The organism is Boseongicola sp., from assembly GCF_057460485.1.
Genome location: NZ_JBVCWP010000010.1, coordinates 22,567 through 37,933, shown reverse-complemented (window position 1 = coordinate 37,933; position 15,367 = coordinate 22,567). Strand labels below are relative to the sequence as shown.

General features: G+C 56.2%; 16 protein-coding genes and 1 tRNA gene. 8 read left to right on the top strand and 9 right to left on the bottom strand.

Translation table 11 applies throughout. The features are described from left to right. Positions 1-818: 818 nt before the first annotated feature. From AC221Y_RS03095 to AC221Y_RS03080, 4 genes are all read right to left on the bottom strand, one after another. Positions 819-895: transfer RNA gene (locus AC221Y_RS03095), tRNA-Arg, on the bottom strand. A 48-nt stretch (positions 896-943) separates the two neighbouring features. Beyond that, a complete protein-coding gene (locus AC221Y_RS03090) occupies positions 944-2,344 on the bottom strand; it encodes a sensor histidine kinase (protein WP_299756737.1) in 1,401 nt (466 codons plus the stop codon). A gap of 21 nt (positions 2,345-2,365) precedes the next feature. Beyond that, on the bottom strand, positions 2,366-3,784 hold the full coding sequence (locus tag AC221Y_RS03085; protein ID WP_299756735.1) for a dihydrolipoyl dehydrogenase family protein: 1,419 nt from the start codon (positions 3,782-3,784) through the stop codon (positions 2,366-2,368). 3 nt (positions 3,785-3,787) lie between these two features. Further along, positions 3,788-4,525: a TVP38/TMEM64 family protein gene (locus tag AC221Y_RS03080; protein ID WP_486706765.1), complete on the bottom strand. Its 738-nt coding sequence runs from the start codon at positions 4,523-4,525 to the stop codon at positions 3,788-3,790. Positions 4,526-4,811: 286 nt separating this feature from the next. On the opposite strand from AC221Y_RS03080, the gene rpmH reads away from it, so the two are divergent. The 3 genes from rpmH to yidD are packed head-to-tail and all read left to right on the top strand — an operon-like array spanning position 4,812 to position 5,586. Then, positions 4,812-4,946, top strand: a complete 135-nt coding sequence (rpmH, locus tag AC221Y_RS03075; protein WP_012177012.1) for a 50S ribosomal protein L34 — start codon at positions 4,812-4,814, stop codon at positions 4,944-4,946. Between the two features lie 11 nt (positions 4,947-4,957). Continuing rightward, a complete protein-coding gene (gene rnpA / locus AC221Y_RS03070) occupies positions 4,958-5,368 on the top strand; it encodes a ribonuclease P protein component (protein WP_486706764.1) in 411 nt (136 codons plus the stop codon). Beyond that, a complete protein-coding gene (gene yidD / locus AC221Y_RS03065) occupies positions 5,365-5,586 on the top strand; it encodes a membrane protein insertion efficiency factor YidD (RefSeq protein ID WP_295450985.1) in 222 nt (73 codons plus the stop codon). The genes rnpA and yidD overlap by 4 nt, the downstream gene beginning before the upstream one ends. 909 nt (positions 5,587-6,495) lie before the next feature. On the opposite strand, the gene AC221Y_RS03060 is transcribed toward yidD, so the two are convergent. Further along, positions 6,496-7,062 (bottom strand): lytic transglycosylase domain-containing protein, encoded by a 567-nt coding sequence (locus AC221Y_RS03060; protein ID WP_486706766.1) that lies wholly within the window; start codon positions 7,060-7,062, stop codon positions 6,496-6,498. Positions 7,063-7,204: 142 nt separating this feature from the next. On the opposite strand from AC221Y_RS03060, the gene ssb reads away from it, so the two are divergent. Beyond that, a complete protein-coding gene (gene ssb / locus AC221Y_RS03055; RefSeq protein WP_295450990.1) occupies positions 7,205-7,699 on the top strand; it encodes a single-stranded DNA-binding protein in 495 nt (164 codons plus the stop codon). Between the two features lie 434 nt (positions 7,700-8,133). Here ssb and aroB read toward each other — a convergent pair whose 3' ends face one another. Together aroB and AC221Y_RS03045 are read right to left on the bottom strand one after the other, a co-directional pair. Continuing rightward, positions 8,134-9,249: a 3-dehydroquinate synthase gene (aroB, locus tag AC221Y_RS03050; RefSeq protein ID WP_299754200.1), complete on the bottom strand. Its 1,116-nt coding sequence runs from the start codon at positions 9,247-9,249 to the stop codon at positions 8,134-8,136. Then, positions 9,246-9,827, bottom strand: coding sequence for a shikimate kinase (locus AC221Y_RS03045; RefSeq protein ID WP_295450997.1), 582 nt, complete (start codon positions 9,825-9,827; stop codon positions 9,246-9,248). The genes aroB and AC221Y_RS03045 overlap by 4 nt, the downstream gene beginning before the upstream one ends. 109 nt (positions 9,828-9,936) lie before the next feature. Between AC221Y_RS03045 and AC221Y_RS03040 the strand changes: the two genes are divergently transcribed. From AC221Y_RS03040 to AC221Y_RS03030, 3 genes are read left to right on the top strand one after another with little or no spacing between them, the layout of a single operon-like run. After that, positions 9,937-10,071, top strand: coding sequence for a hypothetical protein (locus AC221Y_RS03040; RefSeq protein ID WP_299754202.1), 135 nt, complete (start codon positions 9,937-9,939; stop codon positions 10,069-10,071). Continuing rightward, on the top strand, positions 10,052-11,599 hold the full coding sequence (locus tag AC221Y_RS03035; RefSeq protein WP_299754204.1) for a hypothetical protein: 1,548 nt from the start codon (positions 10,052-10,054) through the stop codon (positions 11,597-11,599). The genes AC221Y_RS03040 and AC221Y_RS03035 overlap by 20 nt, the downstream gene beginning before the upstream one ends. Then, positions 11,596-12,522, top strand: coding sequence for a site-specific tyrosine recombinase XerD (locus tag AC221Y_RS03030; protein ID WP_486706763.1), 927 nt, complete (start codon positions 11,596-11,598; stop codon positions 12,520-12,522). Before AC221Y_RS03035 ends, AC221Y_RS03030 begins: the two co-directional genes overlap by 4 nt. Before the next feature lie 6 nt (positions 12,523-12,528). On the opposite strand, the gene AC221Y_RS03025 is transcribed toward AC221Y_RS03030, so the two are convergent. Further along, positions 12,529-13,314 carry a metallophosphoesterase family protein gene (locus AC221Y_RS03025; protein WP_295451005.1) on the bottom strand — a complete coding sequence of 262 codons (786 nt, stop codon included), beginning with the start codon at positions 13,312-13,314 and terminating at the stop codon, positions 12,529-12,531. Positions 13,315-13,396: 82 nt separating this feature from the next. On the opposite strand from AC221Y_RS03025, the gene AC221Y_RS03020 reads away from it, so the two are divergent. After that, positions 13,397-14,707, top strand: coding sequence for an HlyC/CorC family transporter (locus AC221Y_RS03020; RefSeq protein WP_486706762.1), 1,311 nt, complete (start codon positions 13,397-13,399; stop codon positions 14,705-14,707). Here AC221Y_RS03020 and AC221Y_RS03015 read toward each other — a convergent pair whose 3' ends face one another. After that, positions 14,708-15,250, bottom strand: a complete 543-nt coding sequence (locus AC221Y_RS03015) for a DUF3833 family protein (protein ID WP_295451011.1) — start codon at positions 15,248-15,250, stop codon at positions 14,708-14,710. Positions 15,251-15,367 lie beyond the last annotated feature (117 nt).

Below are 15,367 nucleotides of genomic sequence, written 5' to 3'. Positions count from 1 at the left end.
TCAGGTCGGGCTTGTTGGGTATCTGGACCTGAAAATAATGCCCTTCTCCGAACGCATTTGGCCTCGGGACAATTACACCTAACCTCTCGCGGGAGTGCACGTTTGAAAAGGGCGAAGTTAGGCTGCGGGCACTTGCTTGGTGTGCCAATGAGAAAGGACCGTTGTCGGATAAGCCCCAGTTGCACGGTGTGACGTCGCAACTTTTGTGCTGGTGACCCAAACATAAGTCGTCGTTGACTGAACAACCATCAGCTAAAGCTGGTGGGATCAACAGGAACAGTTGAAACTGTTCTTTTTTAAGAGAGCGCCTCCGGCGCAAGTTTGGATTTCTTTTCCGATTAGAAATCAGAGGGTTTAGACCGATGAGTGGATACTAAATCCCGGTATTTTGGCGGGATGCTCATCGAAACTGCGCCCCTCGGGTTCACCTTATAACTTTCAAATAGCGAGGGCGCACAAGGGTGCCGCATCAAGCCGCTCACACAAAGACTGTCACCGCCGGGGCAAAAGCTCAAAGAGGCGTAAATCGGCCATTTCCGGCCGTTGTAGAGCCGTATTTCGCAGAAGGCCGCTCGCGTGCCTAAGCCCGGGCAATACTCGCGCCTTATGGCAGACGGTCTATCAATTTTTCGCCCACGAAAAACCGGGACCGAATACATATCAATCCCAATTTATTTCCCAAAAGTATTATCGGTGAAAGGGAAGTGATGCCTCCGAATGAAAATGCTCGAACATTCCGGGCTCTCGTCGTTTCTGCAAAACGACTGCCGTGCATTCCTCGGGATCGGATGTTGCCGGTATTTCTGTCGAAAGGCCTGTGGTGCGCTGGGGAGGATTCGAACCCCCGGCCCCTTGATTCGTAGTCAAGTACTCTATCCAACTGAGCTACCAGCGCACGGGCTTGGCATCTAAAGCCGGATGAACGGCTTTGCAAGAGACAATCTTATTCTGCCGCCTGATCTTCGGTTACAATCGATTTTGGCAGCTCGATGATGAAAACCGTCCCGTCTTCTCCGGTCTTGTCCAGTCTCAAAGTACCACCATGACCGCGCACCAATTCGGCCGCAATTGCAAGGCCAAGACCAGCCCCTCCTTTGCGGGCGCCACCCTGAAAAGGGGTGAACAGATGTTCGCGCGCTTTCGCCGGCAGGCCCGGACCATTGTCACGCACCTCGATGGTCCAAAGTTGACTAGACTCTCCTGCACTCACCGTAATCACGCCGCCGCGCTTTGCCGTTTCCAACGCCTGACGGGCGTTGCGAATAAGGTTCGACAGGACACGATAAAGCTGTTCGGGGTCGGCCCGTACGATCAAACCCGAAGCGACATGTTCCTCGAAGCGAATATCGTCCGACGCCGCAAGTCGCTCGCCTTCCACCGCGTCATTGACGATTGCCGCTAATGCGATGCGATTCAATGCCGGGGGCGGTTCCTCGGCTTTTCCGAACGCAAGCGTGCTTTCGCACAAGTTCACCGCACGCCCGATTGACCCCATAAGCTTTGGCACCATGCGCGTCACCACCGGGTCTTCGCTCGACTCGATGCGGTCTGCAAAAAGCTGTGCGGTCGTCAGTATATTGCGTAGATCGTGACTAACTTTTGCCACTGCGCTACCCAGCGATGCCAGCCGCTCGCGCTGTCGCAGCAAGCTCGTCAGCTCAGTTTGCATGGATTTCAACGCATGTTCCGCGTCGCTTAGTTCGCGCACCGACGCGCTTGGCTGAATTATGCGTCGTGCGTCTTCGGGCGCAAAGGCGTAACTTTTCATGGCCTTCACCACGCCTTCGATCGGCTTCACCAGCAATTGCCTGACTGCAAAGAATAAAAGCGTCGCCGTGAAAATGGAAATCACGGCTGATAACAACAAAATCCGCAATCCATAGTCCAGCATCGCGGCGCGCAACGGCTCGGTCGGCATGGTGATCTCGATAAGTTGGCCTGCATCCCGCGTTGGATTACCGATTACCCTTACGACTTCGTATGTAGGGTTCCACAGCCGCTTCATCGCATCGATGATAAGCGTTCCCGCAGGCGCATCGCGCAGATCATAGGTCGCCGCAATCGGTGATGGCATATCAGACGCAAGCACCAGTTGCCGCACTTCATCTCTCCGCAGCACGACATTAAAAACACCTGCGTTCTCAAGAAGTTCCACTTCCAATTCCGCGTCGATCATATCATTGGCCAAAAGCGCAAGGGACGCTATTTGTGCACGCTCCAGGCGATTCATCATGTAATCTTCACGAAAACGCGCAATGGACGGCACGAAGATAAATATCTCCGCCAGCATCACGAACAAGATCGTGAGGGCTAGGAACCGTCCAGAAAGCGTATTCAGGAACATGCGACCTCAAAGCTGTGGGTGTTAGGGTAGATACTTCTGAACGAAACCAACGACCCGTTTAACTGTAGGATTATCAAAAAGTTTGGGAGAGAAATAGGCCCCTGCTGCACGCTTGTTGATTTCTCCAAATGTTGGATAGGGCGCTACCATTGCGGCGACAGCACTCATCTTCAATCGGTTTGCAATTGCAAGCGCCCAGACACCGATCAACTCACCGGCATGCGCGCCAACAATCGTGGCACCGACGGGTTTGCCCTTCACCACCATGACTTTGATGAAACCGGTTTTCTTACCCTCTGCAATGGCGCGGTCGTTTTCGTCGTAGTCAAAACGGGCTACTGTTAGGGCATGATTTCCGTGCGTCTTTCGGGCATCGGCTTCGGTCAGTCCGACCTGCGCCAATTCGGGATCAGTAAAAGTCACCCAAGGGATATGATCCGTACGCTGCTTCGACGGCAACCCAAACAACATCGAGCGGATTACGACACCGGCGTGATAGCCCGCAACATGGGTGAACTGAAGTCCCCCAGCCGCGTCGCCCACGGCATAGACCTTCTTGTTCGTCACAGACCTAAGGTCCGCTCCCACCTTGATCGCCCGGTCATGCGCGACATTTGCCTTATCAAGATCCAAATTGTCGATGTTCACTTTGCGCCCAACCGCCAAAAGAAGATGAGAACCAGTGAACGTGTCTTTCGGTGTTTTCACAGAAATGACGCCGCCAGCTTTGGAGATTTCCTCGGCCTGGGCCTCTTCAACAATTTCAACACCTTCCGCCCGCAAACTCTCAAGGACGATCGTCGCCGCTTCTGGGTCGTCTTTGCCCATTGCCTTTGCGCCTTCGATCACCGTCACTTTGGAACCCAGCCGGACATGCGCTTGCGCCATCTCCATACCGATGGGACCACCGCCAATAATAATCAGATGGTCGGGCTTTTCGCGCAGATCAAAGATGTTCTCGTTCGTGTAATACGCAACGTCCTTCATACCCGGGATGGGCGGCACAAACGGCCTTGACCCAGTGGCGATCACGATCCGCCGCGCCGTTATGATAGTCTCGCCTGCCTGCACTTCGCTCGGACTTATGAACCGGCCAAATTCGCGGATCACGTGCACGCCAAACCCTTCGAACCGCTCCTGACTATCGACGGGTTCGATTGTCTCGATCACTCTGCGGACATGGTCCTTGGCGGCGGCGTAATTCACGTCCGGCATTACCGGCGTCACACCGTATTTTTCACCAGACCGCATGGCATGGGCCTGCTTTCCGGCCGCGAGCAATGCTTTGGACGGCACACACCCATAGTTCAGGCAATCTCCACCCATTTTGTGGCCTTCAAGCATGACGACCCTTGCGCCCATCTGCGACGCACCAGCAGCGATGCTAAGACCGCCCGAACCTGCTCCGATGATCAGCACATCTGTCTTGATACGTTCCATGGCTCAAATGCCTTTCTTGCCGCGCATGGCCTTCAAAATGATGGGAAGTGTTGCAAGCGCACAAAGGCCAAGGATCGGCAGAAGAATGTGCGGTTCGAAGATGATGCCAAGGTTAGGCGTTTCACCGCGCGCGAATACCTCCCCCAACCCTGAACCGACTGATGTGTAGACGAGCGCACCGGGAATGATGCCAAGAAATGTCGTGATGACGAAACGGAGCAGCGGCACACCGACCAACGCAGGCACAAGATTGGCTACAAAGAACGGAACAGCAGGCACAAGGCGGATAAGGAAAAGCGCCTCCCACTGATTGTCGTCTATGGCGATCTTGATCTTTTTCACCGCGCCTCCTGAAGAGTCCATTTTTGCGGCAAGCTTTTCCCCAAGGCCCCAGCGAGCCGCCAGAAAAATGATCATCGCACCTACAGTCGCGCCCGTAATATTGAACAACGCACCGGGGAACGTGGCGAACAGGAAGCCGCCTGTTAGGGTCGCAATGGTTGCTCCGGGCAGCGAAAACGCCACGATCACGATGTACGCGAGAACGAATGCCAACACCGTGAGCACATAGTTCGCATCCCGAAAGGCGATAAGTTCGTCACGGTTTTGCGCAAGTGCATCAAAGCTAAGGTAGTCACGCAAGGTGAAAGCGCCGATGGCAGCAACCAAAAAGATCCCAAGCAGTGGCAATCTACGGGCAAAATCGCTTTTTTCGCGGAGGGGAGCGGTCATATCGGACATTCCAAAGGCTTTCGTTGGTGTTTGTTGTTGTGGCAGAAGATGTGGAGAGCCGGGGGAGATTGTCAGGTCGATCACGCCCGCTTGAAGTCGGGTGAGGCTTTGCCCTACTTTCCCGACCAAAGACCGCGGGAATGAAACATTTGCCGCATCAAATCGGCCCGATTGTTGCAATTCGGGGCCGCAGCGGCGTTGACTTGCCTGCACGATCCACTTAGAGACCGGGCTTCGAAGCACATCAGGGAGCGAATCCGTTCGGGATTTGCCCCATAAGACCCGGAGAATAGCGATGAAGCGCACATTTCAACCGTCAAACTTGGTCCGTAAGCGGCGCCACGGTTTCCGCGCGCGGATGGCAACAAAAGCGGGCCGTAAGATTCTGAACGCTCGCCGCGCCCGCGGGCGGAAATCGCTAAGCGCGTAATTCGTTGCGACATGACCTCGATACAACCGCCGCGGGCAACCGCTGGCGGTTTCGTCGTCTCGCAGAGTAACCCGACAATGTCCCTGCCCGGCCTGACTATCCTGACAAAACGCGCTGACTTTGTTGCAGCGTCGCGAGCGCGGCGCGTATCGCGTCCCGCCTTTACGGTTCAGATGCGCAAGTCGGAGAGGCCCGAGGGGATCCGTGTCGGGTTCACCTGTTCGAAAAAAGTCGGCAATGCCGTCGCGCGCAACCGGGCCAAGCGGCGCCTGCGTGAAGCAGCCCGGCTCGTTTTGGCAAAGCAAGGCAAATCCGGGTGCGACTATGTCCTGATCGGCAGACGCGATACGACCGCATCGCGCCCGTTCGACCAACTTTGCCATGACCTTGAAACGGCTTTAAAAGACCTGCACGCCACATGAGCCCGTTTGCGCATATCGTTGCCCTCCCAGTGCGTGCGTATCGGTTGGTCTTTAGTCCATGGGTCGGCTTCAATTGCCGATATCACCCGACCTGTTCCGCCTATGCGCTTGAGGCGCTCGATAAGCACGGTGCGCTGAAAGGGATGTGGCTGGCTACAAAGCGTATTGGGCGGTGTCACCCGTGGGGCGGGACCGGGATCGACAACGTTCCCCCTTAAGACAGCTACCTGCGCACCCAGGCGTAATTTGCGGGATAGAATTTCTGCTCGGACCACAACGAATGTAGCATCATCGCTTGGTCTGAAAAACTGTCCTCCATTGTATCGCAGCACCAAATACGATCCATGCGGAAATGCCGGAAACCACTTCGAAATTAACACGCGGCGGCGATCATAACGCACTCGAGGTGATAAATGACCGCCACCGGCCGACCGATGCGCGTGGTCTCGATTTCATCCCCGTTCCGGTAGGTCAGAGGCAATTTGCGTGCTTTACGGATCGCGGCTCTCGAGGAAGCGACCCAGACGCAGCCTTTCGTCGGATCATCAATCAGGCACCCCATGGCGCAACATGAAGGCGAGTTTCTTCGTCTTGAAATCCGTCGATCTTCTGATTGATCCGCAACGCCGCTCTTTTCAGAAAACTGTCCCCAGTTCGACCAACCATCCTCAGCCCGACACGAAGCGCCTCACCTGCCTCATGGTCGAAATTAAGCGGTGCAGATCGTAGCCGCGACGCATGATGTAGCCGACCCCTGCCTCCCCTTCGTTGGGAACACGCATCGCCTGAAGTGCCGCTATATCCCAATAAACTGGCGTTTGGACTCTTCAAATGGTTCGCTCAGCGCTTCGGCCGACAGCGGCCGTGGTGCCGCGCGCAACAGCTGAATGACTTCGAACATCCGGGAAGTACTTTGCATTGGCTTGCTGCTCTCTAGGCCTGTTTGTGACATGTTGCCAGACCATGCTGACAGCTGTATGTCAGCAGCAGTTTGGTTGGGTCTTCCGAGAGGCGGAGGGCCCCGATCACATACTATGATCACGCTGTGAGGATGGCGCACCGCCTTGGCCCTTGGGCGAAAAAGTCTACTCGCAGACGGAACGCAAACACCTCGCTATGCCTGCGTGTTACTCGCCGAGGATGGTTCTGACGTAGTCTTGCGTTTCTCTGAATGGCGGCACATCACCGTATTTCTCAACCGCCCCCGGACCGGCGTTATAGGCCGCCAAGGCAAGTCGCCATGTCCGGAAGCGCGCATATTGCTGCGCAAGATATCGCGCGCCACCTTCAAGGTTTTCGCTCGGGTCGTCCGGATTGACCCTGAGAGCGCGCGCGGTGTCAGGCATAAGTTGGGCAAGACCGCGCGCACCTTTCGGAGACACAGCCTTGATGTTCCACCGCGATTCCTGATCCACCAATCGCAAGAACAGGTTCTCCGGCACATTGTATCGGCGCGCCGCACCGCGCGCTTCTTTCAAAAGCGTGCCACGATATGCCCCGGAATAGGCCGGAACACCTGTGGATTCATCCGGTCGTAGCCTGCTAGAATGCGCGTATTGCTGCGCCGCGCGCCCATCAAGCACACGCAACTGGCGTTCAAACCCTGTCATTTTGTCAGATATGTCTGCCGCCGAGCCAGCACCCGCCAAAACGAGGCTAAACACAGCCGCACACCCCCCAAGAGCACGCAAAATCACTCACTCCATAAAAACACTCACCAACTCTAATTGTTTTTTCTTTAAAATTCCAGTCTGCTAACACTTCACGCCCTGTTAACCCTGAGAACCCATGTGTAATCTCGCGCCAACTTTTGAAGAGATTCGTCGGGAGGCAAAAATGGCAGGGTCGGTCAACAAAGTGATTATCGTGGGCAATCTGGGTCGCGACCCAGAAGTGCGCACCTTTCAGAACGGCGGAAAAGTCTGCAACTTGCGGATTGCCACATCAGACCGCTGGAAAGACAAAAGCTCGGGAGAGCAGCGCGAGCGCACGGAATGGCACTCGGTCGCGATTTTCTCCGAACCACTTGCCCGGACGGCCGAGCAATACTTGAAAAAGGGCTCCAAGGTTTACCTTGAGGGCCAGCTTGAGACCCGCAAATGGCAAGATCAGTCCGGTCAGGATCGCTATTCGACCGAGGTTGTTTTGCGTCCCTATAATTCGACAATGGTCATGCTGGACGGCCGCAGCGGTGGTGATGGTGGCGGTGGCTATGGCGATGACCGCGGCAGCGGCTACGACAGTGGATCAAGCTACAGCAGTGGCGGAGGTGGCGGTGGCAACCAGCCTGCTCCTGCCGGCGGTGATCTCGATGACGAGATCCCGTTCTGAACCAGCGATGAGTATTCCGGTTCGGCGTCTCAATGACGCCGATACCGAAGATGCCCTTTCGCTTTATGCTGAGCTGACGGCCGGTCCGACTGTTTTTGTCCCTGAAGATTTTGGGACCGTCCTTGGACAGGGCAGTGCAGAAGTGTTTGGGCGCAAATGGCCGATCGGATTGTGGCGATGTTCACCCTCCATGTGCTGGCGAACGTCACCTGGGGCGGTAGCCCCTATGCGCTTTAAGAAAACGTCGTCAATGCTGAAGCCCACCTTAGAAAAGGCATCGGCAAACAGGTGTTGGTAGCAGCGGTGGAGGCCGCTTAGGCCAATGGCTGCTTCAAGATCATGCTGTTGACAGGCCAAGGCCGAGGCGCGAAGGGCCTTTATGCCTCAGTCGGATTCGGTGACAACGCCAAATTCGGCATGATCCTGCGACGCCCTTAACGTCCTTTTAAGGCGTCTTGCAAAACGCTGTGAACGACACCGCGAGGAATATCACTTGTCACGAAGGCCTGCCCGATCCCACGCACCATGATATAGCGCAGCGCGCCATCTATCACTTTCTTGTCCTGCCCCATGAGATCAAGCAACCCATCAGCATCCGGCAAATCGCCCTGAATATCGCGGATATCTGTCTTCATTCCCATTTTCTTTAGGTGGTCGCGCACACGGCTTGGATCTTCTTGCGAACACAGCCCGGCTTGCGCCGAGACCTCAAATGCAAGCGCACAGCCTATTGCGACCCCTTCCCCATGCAAGAGCCGGTCGGAATATCCCGTCGCCGCTTCAAGCGCATGACAAAAAGTATGTCCCAAGTTCAAAAGTGCGCGATCCCCTTGTTCGGTCTCGTCACGCTCGACAATATCCGCCTTCATCTGCACCGAAACGCGGACGGCCTCAGCCCGCAAACCTGCGTCCCCCATGGCCATAGACAGCGCGTTTTTCTCGAGCCACTCAAAGAAGTTTGCGTTGCCCAGAAGCCCGTATTTCACCACCTCGCCGTACCCGGCAAGGAAATCGCGTGTCGACAAAGAATCCAGCAAGTCCACATCGGCCAAAACAAGCGAGGGTTGATGAAACGCACCCACAAGGTTCTTCCCATGTGACGTGTTAATCCCGGTTTTCCCGCCAACCGAACTGTCAACCTGAGCCAGAAGTGACGTCGGCACCTGCACAAACCGCAATCCGCGACGTGTCACAGCCGAGGCAAAGCCCACCAAATCGCCGATCACGCCACCGCCAAGCGCGATGACAACGTCGCGCCGCTCAAATCGCTCGCTCAACAGCCACTCAACAGCGCAAGTCAGTCCGTCCCAGTTTTTGGTCCCCTCGCCCGGTGGCAGCGAGAGAGAGGACATCGTTATCCCTTCCGCCGCAAGCCCTGCATGAAGTCCCGCAAGATGCAGCCCGGCAACCCTATCTTCTGTGATAACTGCAACGTGCTTTCGCTGTAAAAGCGGTGCAATCTCAGCCCCTGCTCGGCACAACAAATCCGTTCCAATCCGCACATCATAAGAACGGTCACCAAGCGGGACATGGACAGTTTGGATGGTCATAGAACCTCCTCAAGGATATCCGAGCGGGTTAACAGGACCTCGATCACTTTGTCCGTCATTTTCTCAATCGAGTAGCCTTCCTGCGCATCAACGACCAATTCTGCCTTCGAATACTCCGGCACGCGCGCGGCATATAGGGTTTCCAATGTGGCGCGCGGGTTGTCAGTCAGCAAAAGCGGACGCGTCGTTTTATGGCTGACGCGGCTCCACAAAAGATCAATATCAGCCCGCAGCCAAACAGCGATCCCATAATGAGAAATAGCCTCTCTGTTGGTCGATTGCAAAAACGCACCACCGCCCGTCGAAAGAACCCCGACCTGGGTCTCCAGAAGTCGCATGATCACCTGAGCCTCTTTTTCGCGAAAAAACGGCTCGTCGTAAGCCTCGAAAATCTCGGCGATCGCCATATTGGAGGCGGCTTCTATCTCGGCATCACTGTCCAGAAAAGGGACCGCCAATCGACGCGACAAAGCCGTGCCAATGGCAGACTTCCCCGACCCCATCATCCCCACAAGGGCGACAGTTTTTTTGAGCTGGAATGGCAAAACGGCAGCGTCCCGCTTATCTTTTGACTTCATTGGTGTGAATGGCGTGATCTTGCCGAAAAGACCAGTTATAAATGGCCATGAGAACCGTGTGCACGCGGCAGGGGGCCCGCCAAGGGTCAGAGGCAAAAGGGTAATTTGGATGCTCCGTTTATTGAAGCTCCTGTTCGTCCTGGTGGTGTTGATCGCCGTGACAGTCGTAGGATATGCCTATCTGGGCGATTTACGCCCGGGACAACAGGATGTGAGCGAACCAGTTGAACTGGACACGAACTAAATTTGCGGCACTTGTTTTGGTGCTGGCGACCGAACCACTCTCCGCGCAAGCGGCGCAAAGTGGCGCGGGAGAACCGCTATCGGCCATCGACTGGCTGTCTGATTCGGTGTCTTTTCCCCCGGCCGTTAAAGTCGTTCCGCCGATTGCACCGCCCGCATCTCCGGTGCCGACGGTGACCGTGTCGACGCTTGGCGCACCCGTGGCGGATGATGCAGGCCTTTTCCCTGCCGAAGACATCGGCCTTTCGGAGACTCTTTGGGGCTTAAGCTCGGCAAGTGACCTGGCCCGCGCTCTTCTTGCGGTCCCCGAGATCACGACCCCGACACTGCGAGCCTATTTCGCGTCGCTCATTCAAGCGGATTTCAACCCGCCAGTCGACGCTGCCGTCGACAACAGCCTTTTCCTGGCCCGACTTGATACGCTTCTCGCACTCGCAAAACTCGATGAGGCCGAGGCCCTGATCGAAGCCGCCGGCCCACCGGAGCCTCAACGATTTCGAAGATCGTTCGATATCGCATTGCTAAAGGGAACCGAGGCCGGCGCCTGCCAGATCATCTCGACGAACCAGGATATTTCGCCGACATTCCCGACCCGTATTTTTTGCCTTGCCAGAAACGGTGAATGGGACGTAGCCGCATTGACCCTTGGCACAGCAGAAGCGCTAGGCATCTTGTCCAACACTGAAGACCAGCTTCTTCTCCATTTTCTCGATCCTGATCTGTTCGAGGGCGAAAAGCTTCTGCCTCGACCCGCCTCGATCTCGCCTCTGCTGTTTCGCTTGTATGAAGCTATCGGCGAGCGGCCTCAGACAGACGCTCTTCCGATGGCTTTCGGCGTCGCCGATCTGTCCGAAACCGTAGGCTGGCGCATCCGATTGCGCGCCGCCGAAAGGCTGACCGCAGCGGGCGCGCTTTCGGCTGAAGGGCTTCTCGGCGTCATGTCAGACCGACGGCCTTCCGCCTCTGGTGGTATCTGGAGCAGGGTCGCCGCCATTCAGGCTGTCCGCGCGGCCTTAGTCGACGGGAATGCGGCAGAGATTAGTCGAACGCTGCCGCCCGCCTGGGATGCGGCAGTTTCTGTCGGCTACCACGCCGCTTTGGCCCCATGGATCGCCGAGCATATTCAGACAGTCACGCTACAGCGGCGCGCCCACCATACGGCGTTTGAGATCGCCTTGTTCAGCAACAATATTGATATGGCCCGCCAATACGCCGGATCGTCCGCAGACGACCAAACGCTTCTCGCCATATTAACGAATTCGCCCTTTGAAATCAGGAATGCAGCACCGCTTGCGATCGCTGTTCGCCGAAGTCTGTCGGGCCTTGCGCCAAGCGAGAGCTACCGCATGCTGGTCCGCGAAAATCGGCGCGGCGAAGCGCTTTTGAAAGCCATCGCTGTTCTTGCTGAAGGGATGGACGCTGACCCGAATGCCATCGCCGACGCGCTTTCCCTTCTGATGTCATTTGATCTGGATATCCTTGCACGACGCATTTCGGCCGAATTACTCTTGGAAGATAGTCAGATATGAGCGATGCGCGCCTCATCTCGACTTTCTTGGAAGCGCAAGCAGCCGAACTTGATGCAGCCGTGAACACGCAGCTCGCCTATGCGCGCGATCTGAATGACTTCAGCGGCTGGTGCACGGTGCACAAAATGGGTCTGATGGAGGCCACGCAAACCGATATTGAAAGCTATCTCGTTGATCTTGAAGCCTCTGGCCTTGCGCAATCCACACGCGCGCGCCGTCTTTCTGCGATCCGTCAGTTGTATCGGTTTTCCTTTGAGGAAGGCTGGCGCGCAGACAACCCGGCTTTGCGTATTTCTGGGCCAAAGCGTCGCAAACTTTTGCCGAAAACCCTGACAGAAGCCGAGGTCGACGCTTTGCTTTCAGCCTCGCGCGACAGCGGCCGCGCCGGCGATCGCTTGCGCAACACCTGCCTGATGGAGCTCCTTTACGCGACCGGCATGCGCGTCAGTGAATTGGTCTCGCTTCCCGTGTCGGCCGCGCGCGGAAATCCACAGATGCTTCTGGTGCGTGGGAAAGGCGGAAAAGAGCGCATGGTCCCATTGTCGCCACCGGCACAAGGCGCTCTCGTCAAGTGGCTCAAAAGATGGGATGAGACCGAGGAAACCGCGCGCATAGCAAAGGCGGCCACACCCTCGAAGTTCCTCTTCCCGTCGCGCAGCAAAGCGGGCCATCTGACCCGGCACCGGTTCTACCTGATGATCAAGGAATTTGCGGTCGCAGCGGGAGTGTCTCCTGCAAACGTCACGCCGCACACGCTTCGACATGCCTTCGCGACGCACCTTTTGGCGCATGGAGCCGACCTGAGAGTCATCCAGACGTTGCTGGGCCATGCCGATGTCGGAACCACCGAGATTTATACGCATGTTCTTGAGGAGCGACTGCGTGATCTGGTGCTCGAACACCATCCAATGGCGCAAGACTAGCCCGCCCTAGCGTCGCAATTCGTCTGGCAGGATGTCCTCGCTTGGCCAAAGCCCTATTTGCAAAGCGACGTCATAGCCCTGCACCAGCCCCGCCCCCTGCATCGCGTTTATGGCGGCATGCACATCGTAAGAAAGCCGCTCAAACGTCACGTCCCCCCGATCCAGAACAGCAAACCGTGTCTCAGGTCGGCCATCATGCGGTGGCATTCCGACCGCACCCGCATTGATCCAACTGTAGTCTCCAAGCCGTCTTTGAAAAGCGATACCCGAGTGCCCCGCAACGATGCCGTCAATCTGCCCGGTTAGGGCCTCCAGGGCATTAATCTCGTCCTCGAAGTCCTCTGCCGCAGTTGAGGGCCAAAGAAAACGGTTGTTTGCAGTCGCACCACCATGAAGAACCGCGTAGCGCCGTTCGCCTTGTTGAAAAATCCCGATATCAGGCAGGGCCGCCATCCATGCCCTGTCGTTTGGGCCTATCTGGGCCGCCGCATGGGGGTACCAGCCGCGCGAAAGCATCTCACATGTGCTGCCTGGACCGAAACCGCAGCCACAATCGCTTGCCGCATCCGCAATCTGACGCTCGCAATTCCCGGCAACCAAAGGCCAGCCGCTCTGGCGCACCAAGGCAACCGAAGCCGATGCATCTGCACAATACGCAACCACATCACCGGTACAGATCGCCGGGCGATCACCGATGGCCTTGATCAATGCTTCCAAGGCCTGAAAATTAGAATAAACGCCCCCAAAAAGGACCAAAGGACCATCAAACCGGCCAAAATCCTGAACCTTCATTGCCACATATCCTATGAATGTTCCCTTGAACGACTGGACCTCAGCCCCCATAACACATCAAACTTATCCTTTGTCATGACCTATGGACCCCTCTTCACAAATGCTTGATGCCGCCTTCTGGATCACCGTCGGTTCGATCCTGGCTCTTTTGATCCTTTCGGGATTTTTCTCGGGATCGGAAACCGCCCTTACAGCCGCGTCCCGTGGCAAGTTGAAATCGAAGGCCGAGAAAGGCTCAAAAGGGGCCGAACGCGCGCTGCACATCACCGAAGACAGCGAACGACTGATCGGCGCGGTTCTTCTGGGAAATAACCTGGTCAACATCTTGGCCGCATCGCTGGCCACAGCGCTTTTTACCCGGCTTTTCGGCGAAAGCGGCGTGGTCTTTGCAACGCTTGTCATGACAGCCCTTGTTTTGATCTTCGCCGAGGTTCTGCCGAAAACCTACGCCATTTCAGACCCCGAACGCGCGGCATCGGCCGTTGCCGCGCCCATTCAGGTGCTTGTCACAATTTTTGCACCAGTGGTTAACTTTGTGCGGCTTATCGTGCGCGGCGTCTTGCTTTTGTTTTGCGTGCGGATTGATCCCGACAGTCGCATCATGTCGATGCGCGAAGAAATCGCCGGAGCTTTGCAGCTTGGCCATTCCGAAGGGGTCGTCGAAAAAGAAGACCGCGACCGCATTCTAGGGGCTTTGGATCTCGCGGACCGCACAGTCGAAGAAATCATGCTGCATCGCAGTCAGATCGAAATGATCGACGCCGATTTGCCGCCCGCTCAGGTTCTTGAGCTATGTCTTGCCTCGGCTCACACCCGCCTGCCCGTTTTCCGCGGCCAAAAAGAAAATATCGTTGGCGTCATCCACTCAAAGGATCTCCTGCGCGCGATGTTTGTCCGTCGCGCTGAACAGTCCGATGTAGAAGGCCCCTTTGAGGGCTTTGACATCCTCGACGTTGCTATGAAGCCCTACTTCGTACCTGAAACGACAACACTTGATGAGCAAATGCGGCAGTTCCTGCGGCGGTCGACACACTTTGCTTTGGTTGTTGACGAATACGGGGCGTTGGAAGGCCTGATCACTCTGGAAGACATCCTGGAGGAGATCGTCGGCGAGATTACCGATGAATTCGACATCGGCGAGGACTCGCCACTGCGCCGCACAGATGCCGGAGACGTCATCGTCGACGGCGCCATGACCATCCGCGACCTGAACCGCGCAACAGACTGGAGCCTGCCCGACGAGGAAGCCAATACTATCGCGGGCCTTGTGATCCACGAGGCGCAATCCATCCCGTCCAAGGGGCAGACTTTTTCGTTTCATGGGTTCCGATTTGAAATCCTTGATCGACAGGACAACCGCATCACACGGCTAAAAATCCGCCAGCTGATCTGATCACGTGTCTTTTTCGAAGATGATGATCACATCACCGATGTCGACGCCAAAACGCTTCACATAAGCGCGGTTCAACAGACGATCATCGGACAAAAGCCACATCCAGTCGTCAAATGTCACTTTGATTGTTTCGACCGATCCGTCAGCCGATGGCACTGGCAAATCAATGGTGTACCGCCAGTTGAACGTATCGCCCCGTTCGATGCCGGTGGCGACCCCCTCGACACCCGGAGCCGTTCCCTGCCAGCGGTCTTCGCCTGTCTTCTCAAGCGTCCAGACCCGCCGTTCGGTCGCGCCATCCTCATAGACAAAGTCTTCTACAAGTTTCAGCGTCTCTCCGTCATACGTGCCGGTGATCGTTACATCAAATCTGCGACGGACAGTTCCAAACACATCCTGAAACTGACCGCGCGCGACGCTTGTGCCGACAAAGAAGGTTTCCAGATCAAGTTTCCTGTCACTAAGAACGACGTCCCCGCCCCCAGGCTTGCCCGTGCAAGCCGCCAGTGCGACGAAAGATAAAACAATGATGAGAGTGCGCATTCTAGACTCCTTCGTTCTTTTACGCAGCAGGTCGCGAACCGGATGCAGGCGCGCTTTCCCGAAGTCCCGAAAACCCCCACCCGGCATTCACAAGTAATATATTCTGGGGTGCTCTAC

What these genes read in the sequence shown, in the direction of transcription:
- AC221Y_RS03090 (WP_299756737.1), bottom strand. Translation starts at nt 2,344, where the DNA reads ATGTTCCTGAATACGCTTTCTGGACGGTTCCTAGCCCTCACGATCTTG.
- AC221Y_RS03085 (WP_299756735.1), bottom strand. Translation starts at nt 3,784, where the DNA reads ATGGAACGTATCAAGACAGATGTGCTGATCATCGGAGCAGGTTCGGGC.
- AC221Y_RS03080 (WP_486706765.1), bottom strand. Translation starts at nt 4,525, where the DNA reads ATGTCCGATATGACCGCTCCCCTCCGCGAAAAAAGCGATTTTGCCCGT.
- rpmH (WP_012177012.1), top strand. Translation starts at nt 4,812, where the DNA reads ATGAAGCGCACATTTCAACCGTCAAACTTGGTCCGTAAGCGGCGCCAC.
- rnpA (WP_486706764.1), top strand. Translation starts at nt 4,958, where the DNA reads ATGACCTCGATACAACCGCCGCGGGCAACCGCTGGCGGTTTCGTCGTC.
- yidD (WP_295450985.1), top strand. Translation starts at nt 5,365, where the DNA reads ATGAGCCCGTTTGCGCATATCGTTGCCCTCCCAGTGCGTGCGTATCGG.
- ssb (WP_295450990.1), top strand. Translation starts at nt 7,205, where the DNA reads ATGGCAGGGTCGGTCAACAAAGTGATTATCGTGGGCAATCTGGGTCGC.
- aroB (WP_299754200.1), bottom strand. Translation starts at nt 9,249, where the DNA reads ATGACCATCCAAACTGTCCATGTCCCGCTTGGTGACCGTTCTTATGAT.
- AC221Y_RS03045 (WP_295450997.1), bottom strand. Translation starts at nt 9,827, where the DNA reads ATGAAGTCAAAAGATAAGCGGGACGCTGCCGTTTTGCCATTCCAGCTC.
- AC221Y_RS03040 (WP_299754202.1), top strand. Translation starts at nt 9,937, where the DNA reads ATGCTCCGTTTATTGAAGCTCCTGTTCGTCCTGGTGGTGTTGATCGCC.
- AC221Y_RS03030 (WP_486706763.1), top strand. Translation starts at nt 11,596, where the DNA reads ATGAGCGATGCGCGCCTCATCTCGACTTTCTTGGAAGCGCAAGCAGCC.
- AC221Y_RS03025 (WP_295451005.1), bottom strand. Translation starts at nt 13,314, where the DNA reads ATGAAGGTTCAGGATTTTGGCCGGTTTGATGGTCCTTTGGTCCTTTTT.
- AC221Y_RS03020 (WP_486706762.1), top strand. Translation starts at nt 13,397, where the DNA reads ATGGACCCCTCTTCACAAATGCTTGATGCCGCCTTCTGGATCACCGTC.
- AC221Y_RS03015 (WP_295451011.1), bottom strand. Translation starts at nt 15,250, where the DNA reads ATGCGCACTCTCATCATTGTTTTATCTTTCGTCGCACTGGCGGCTTGC.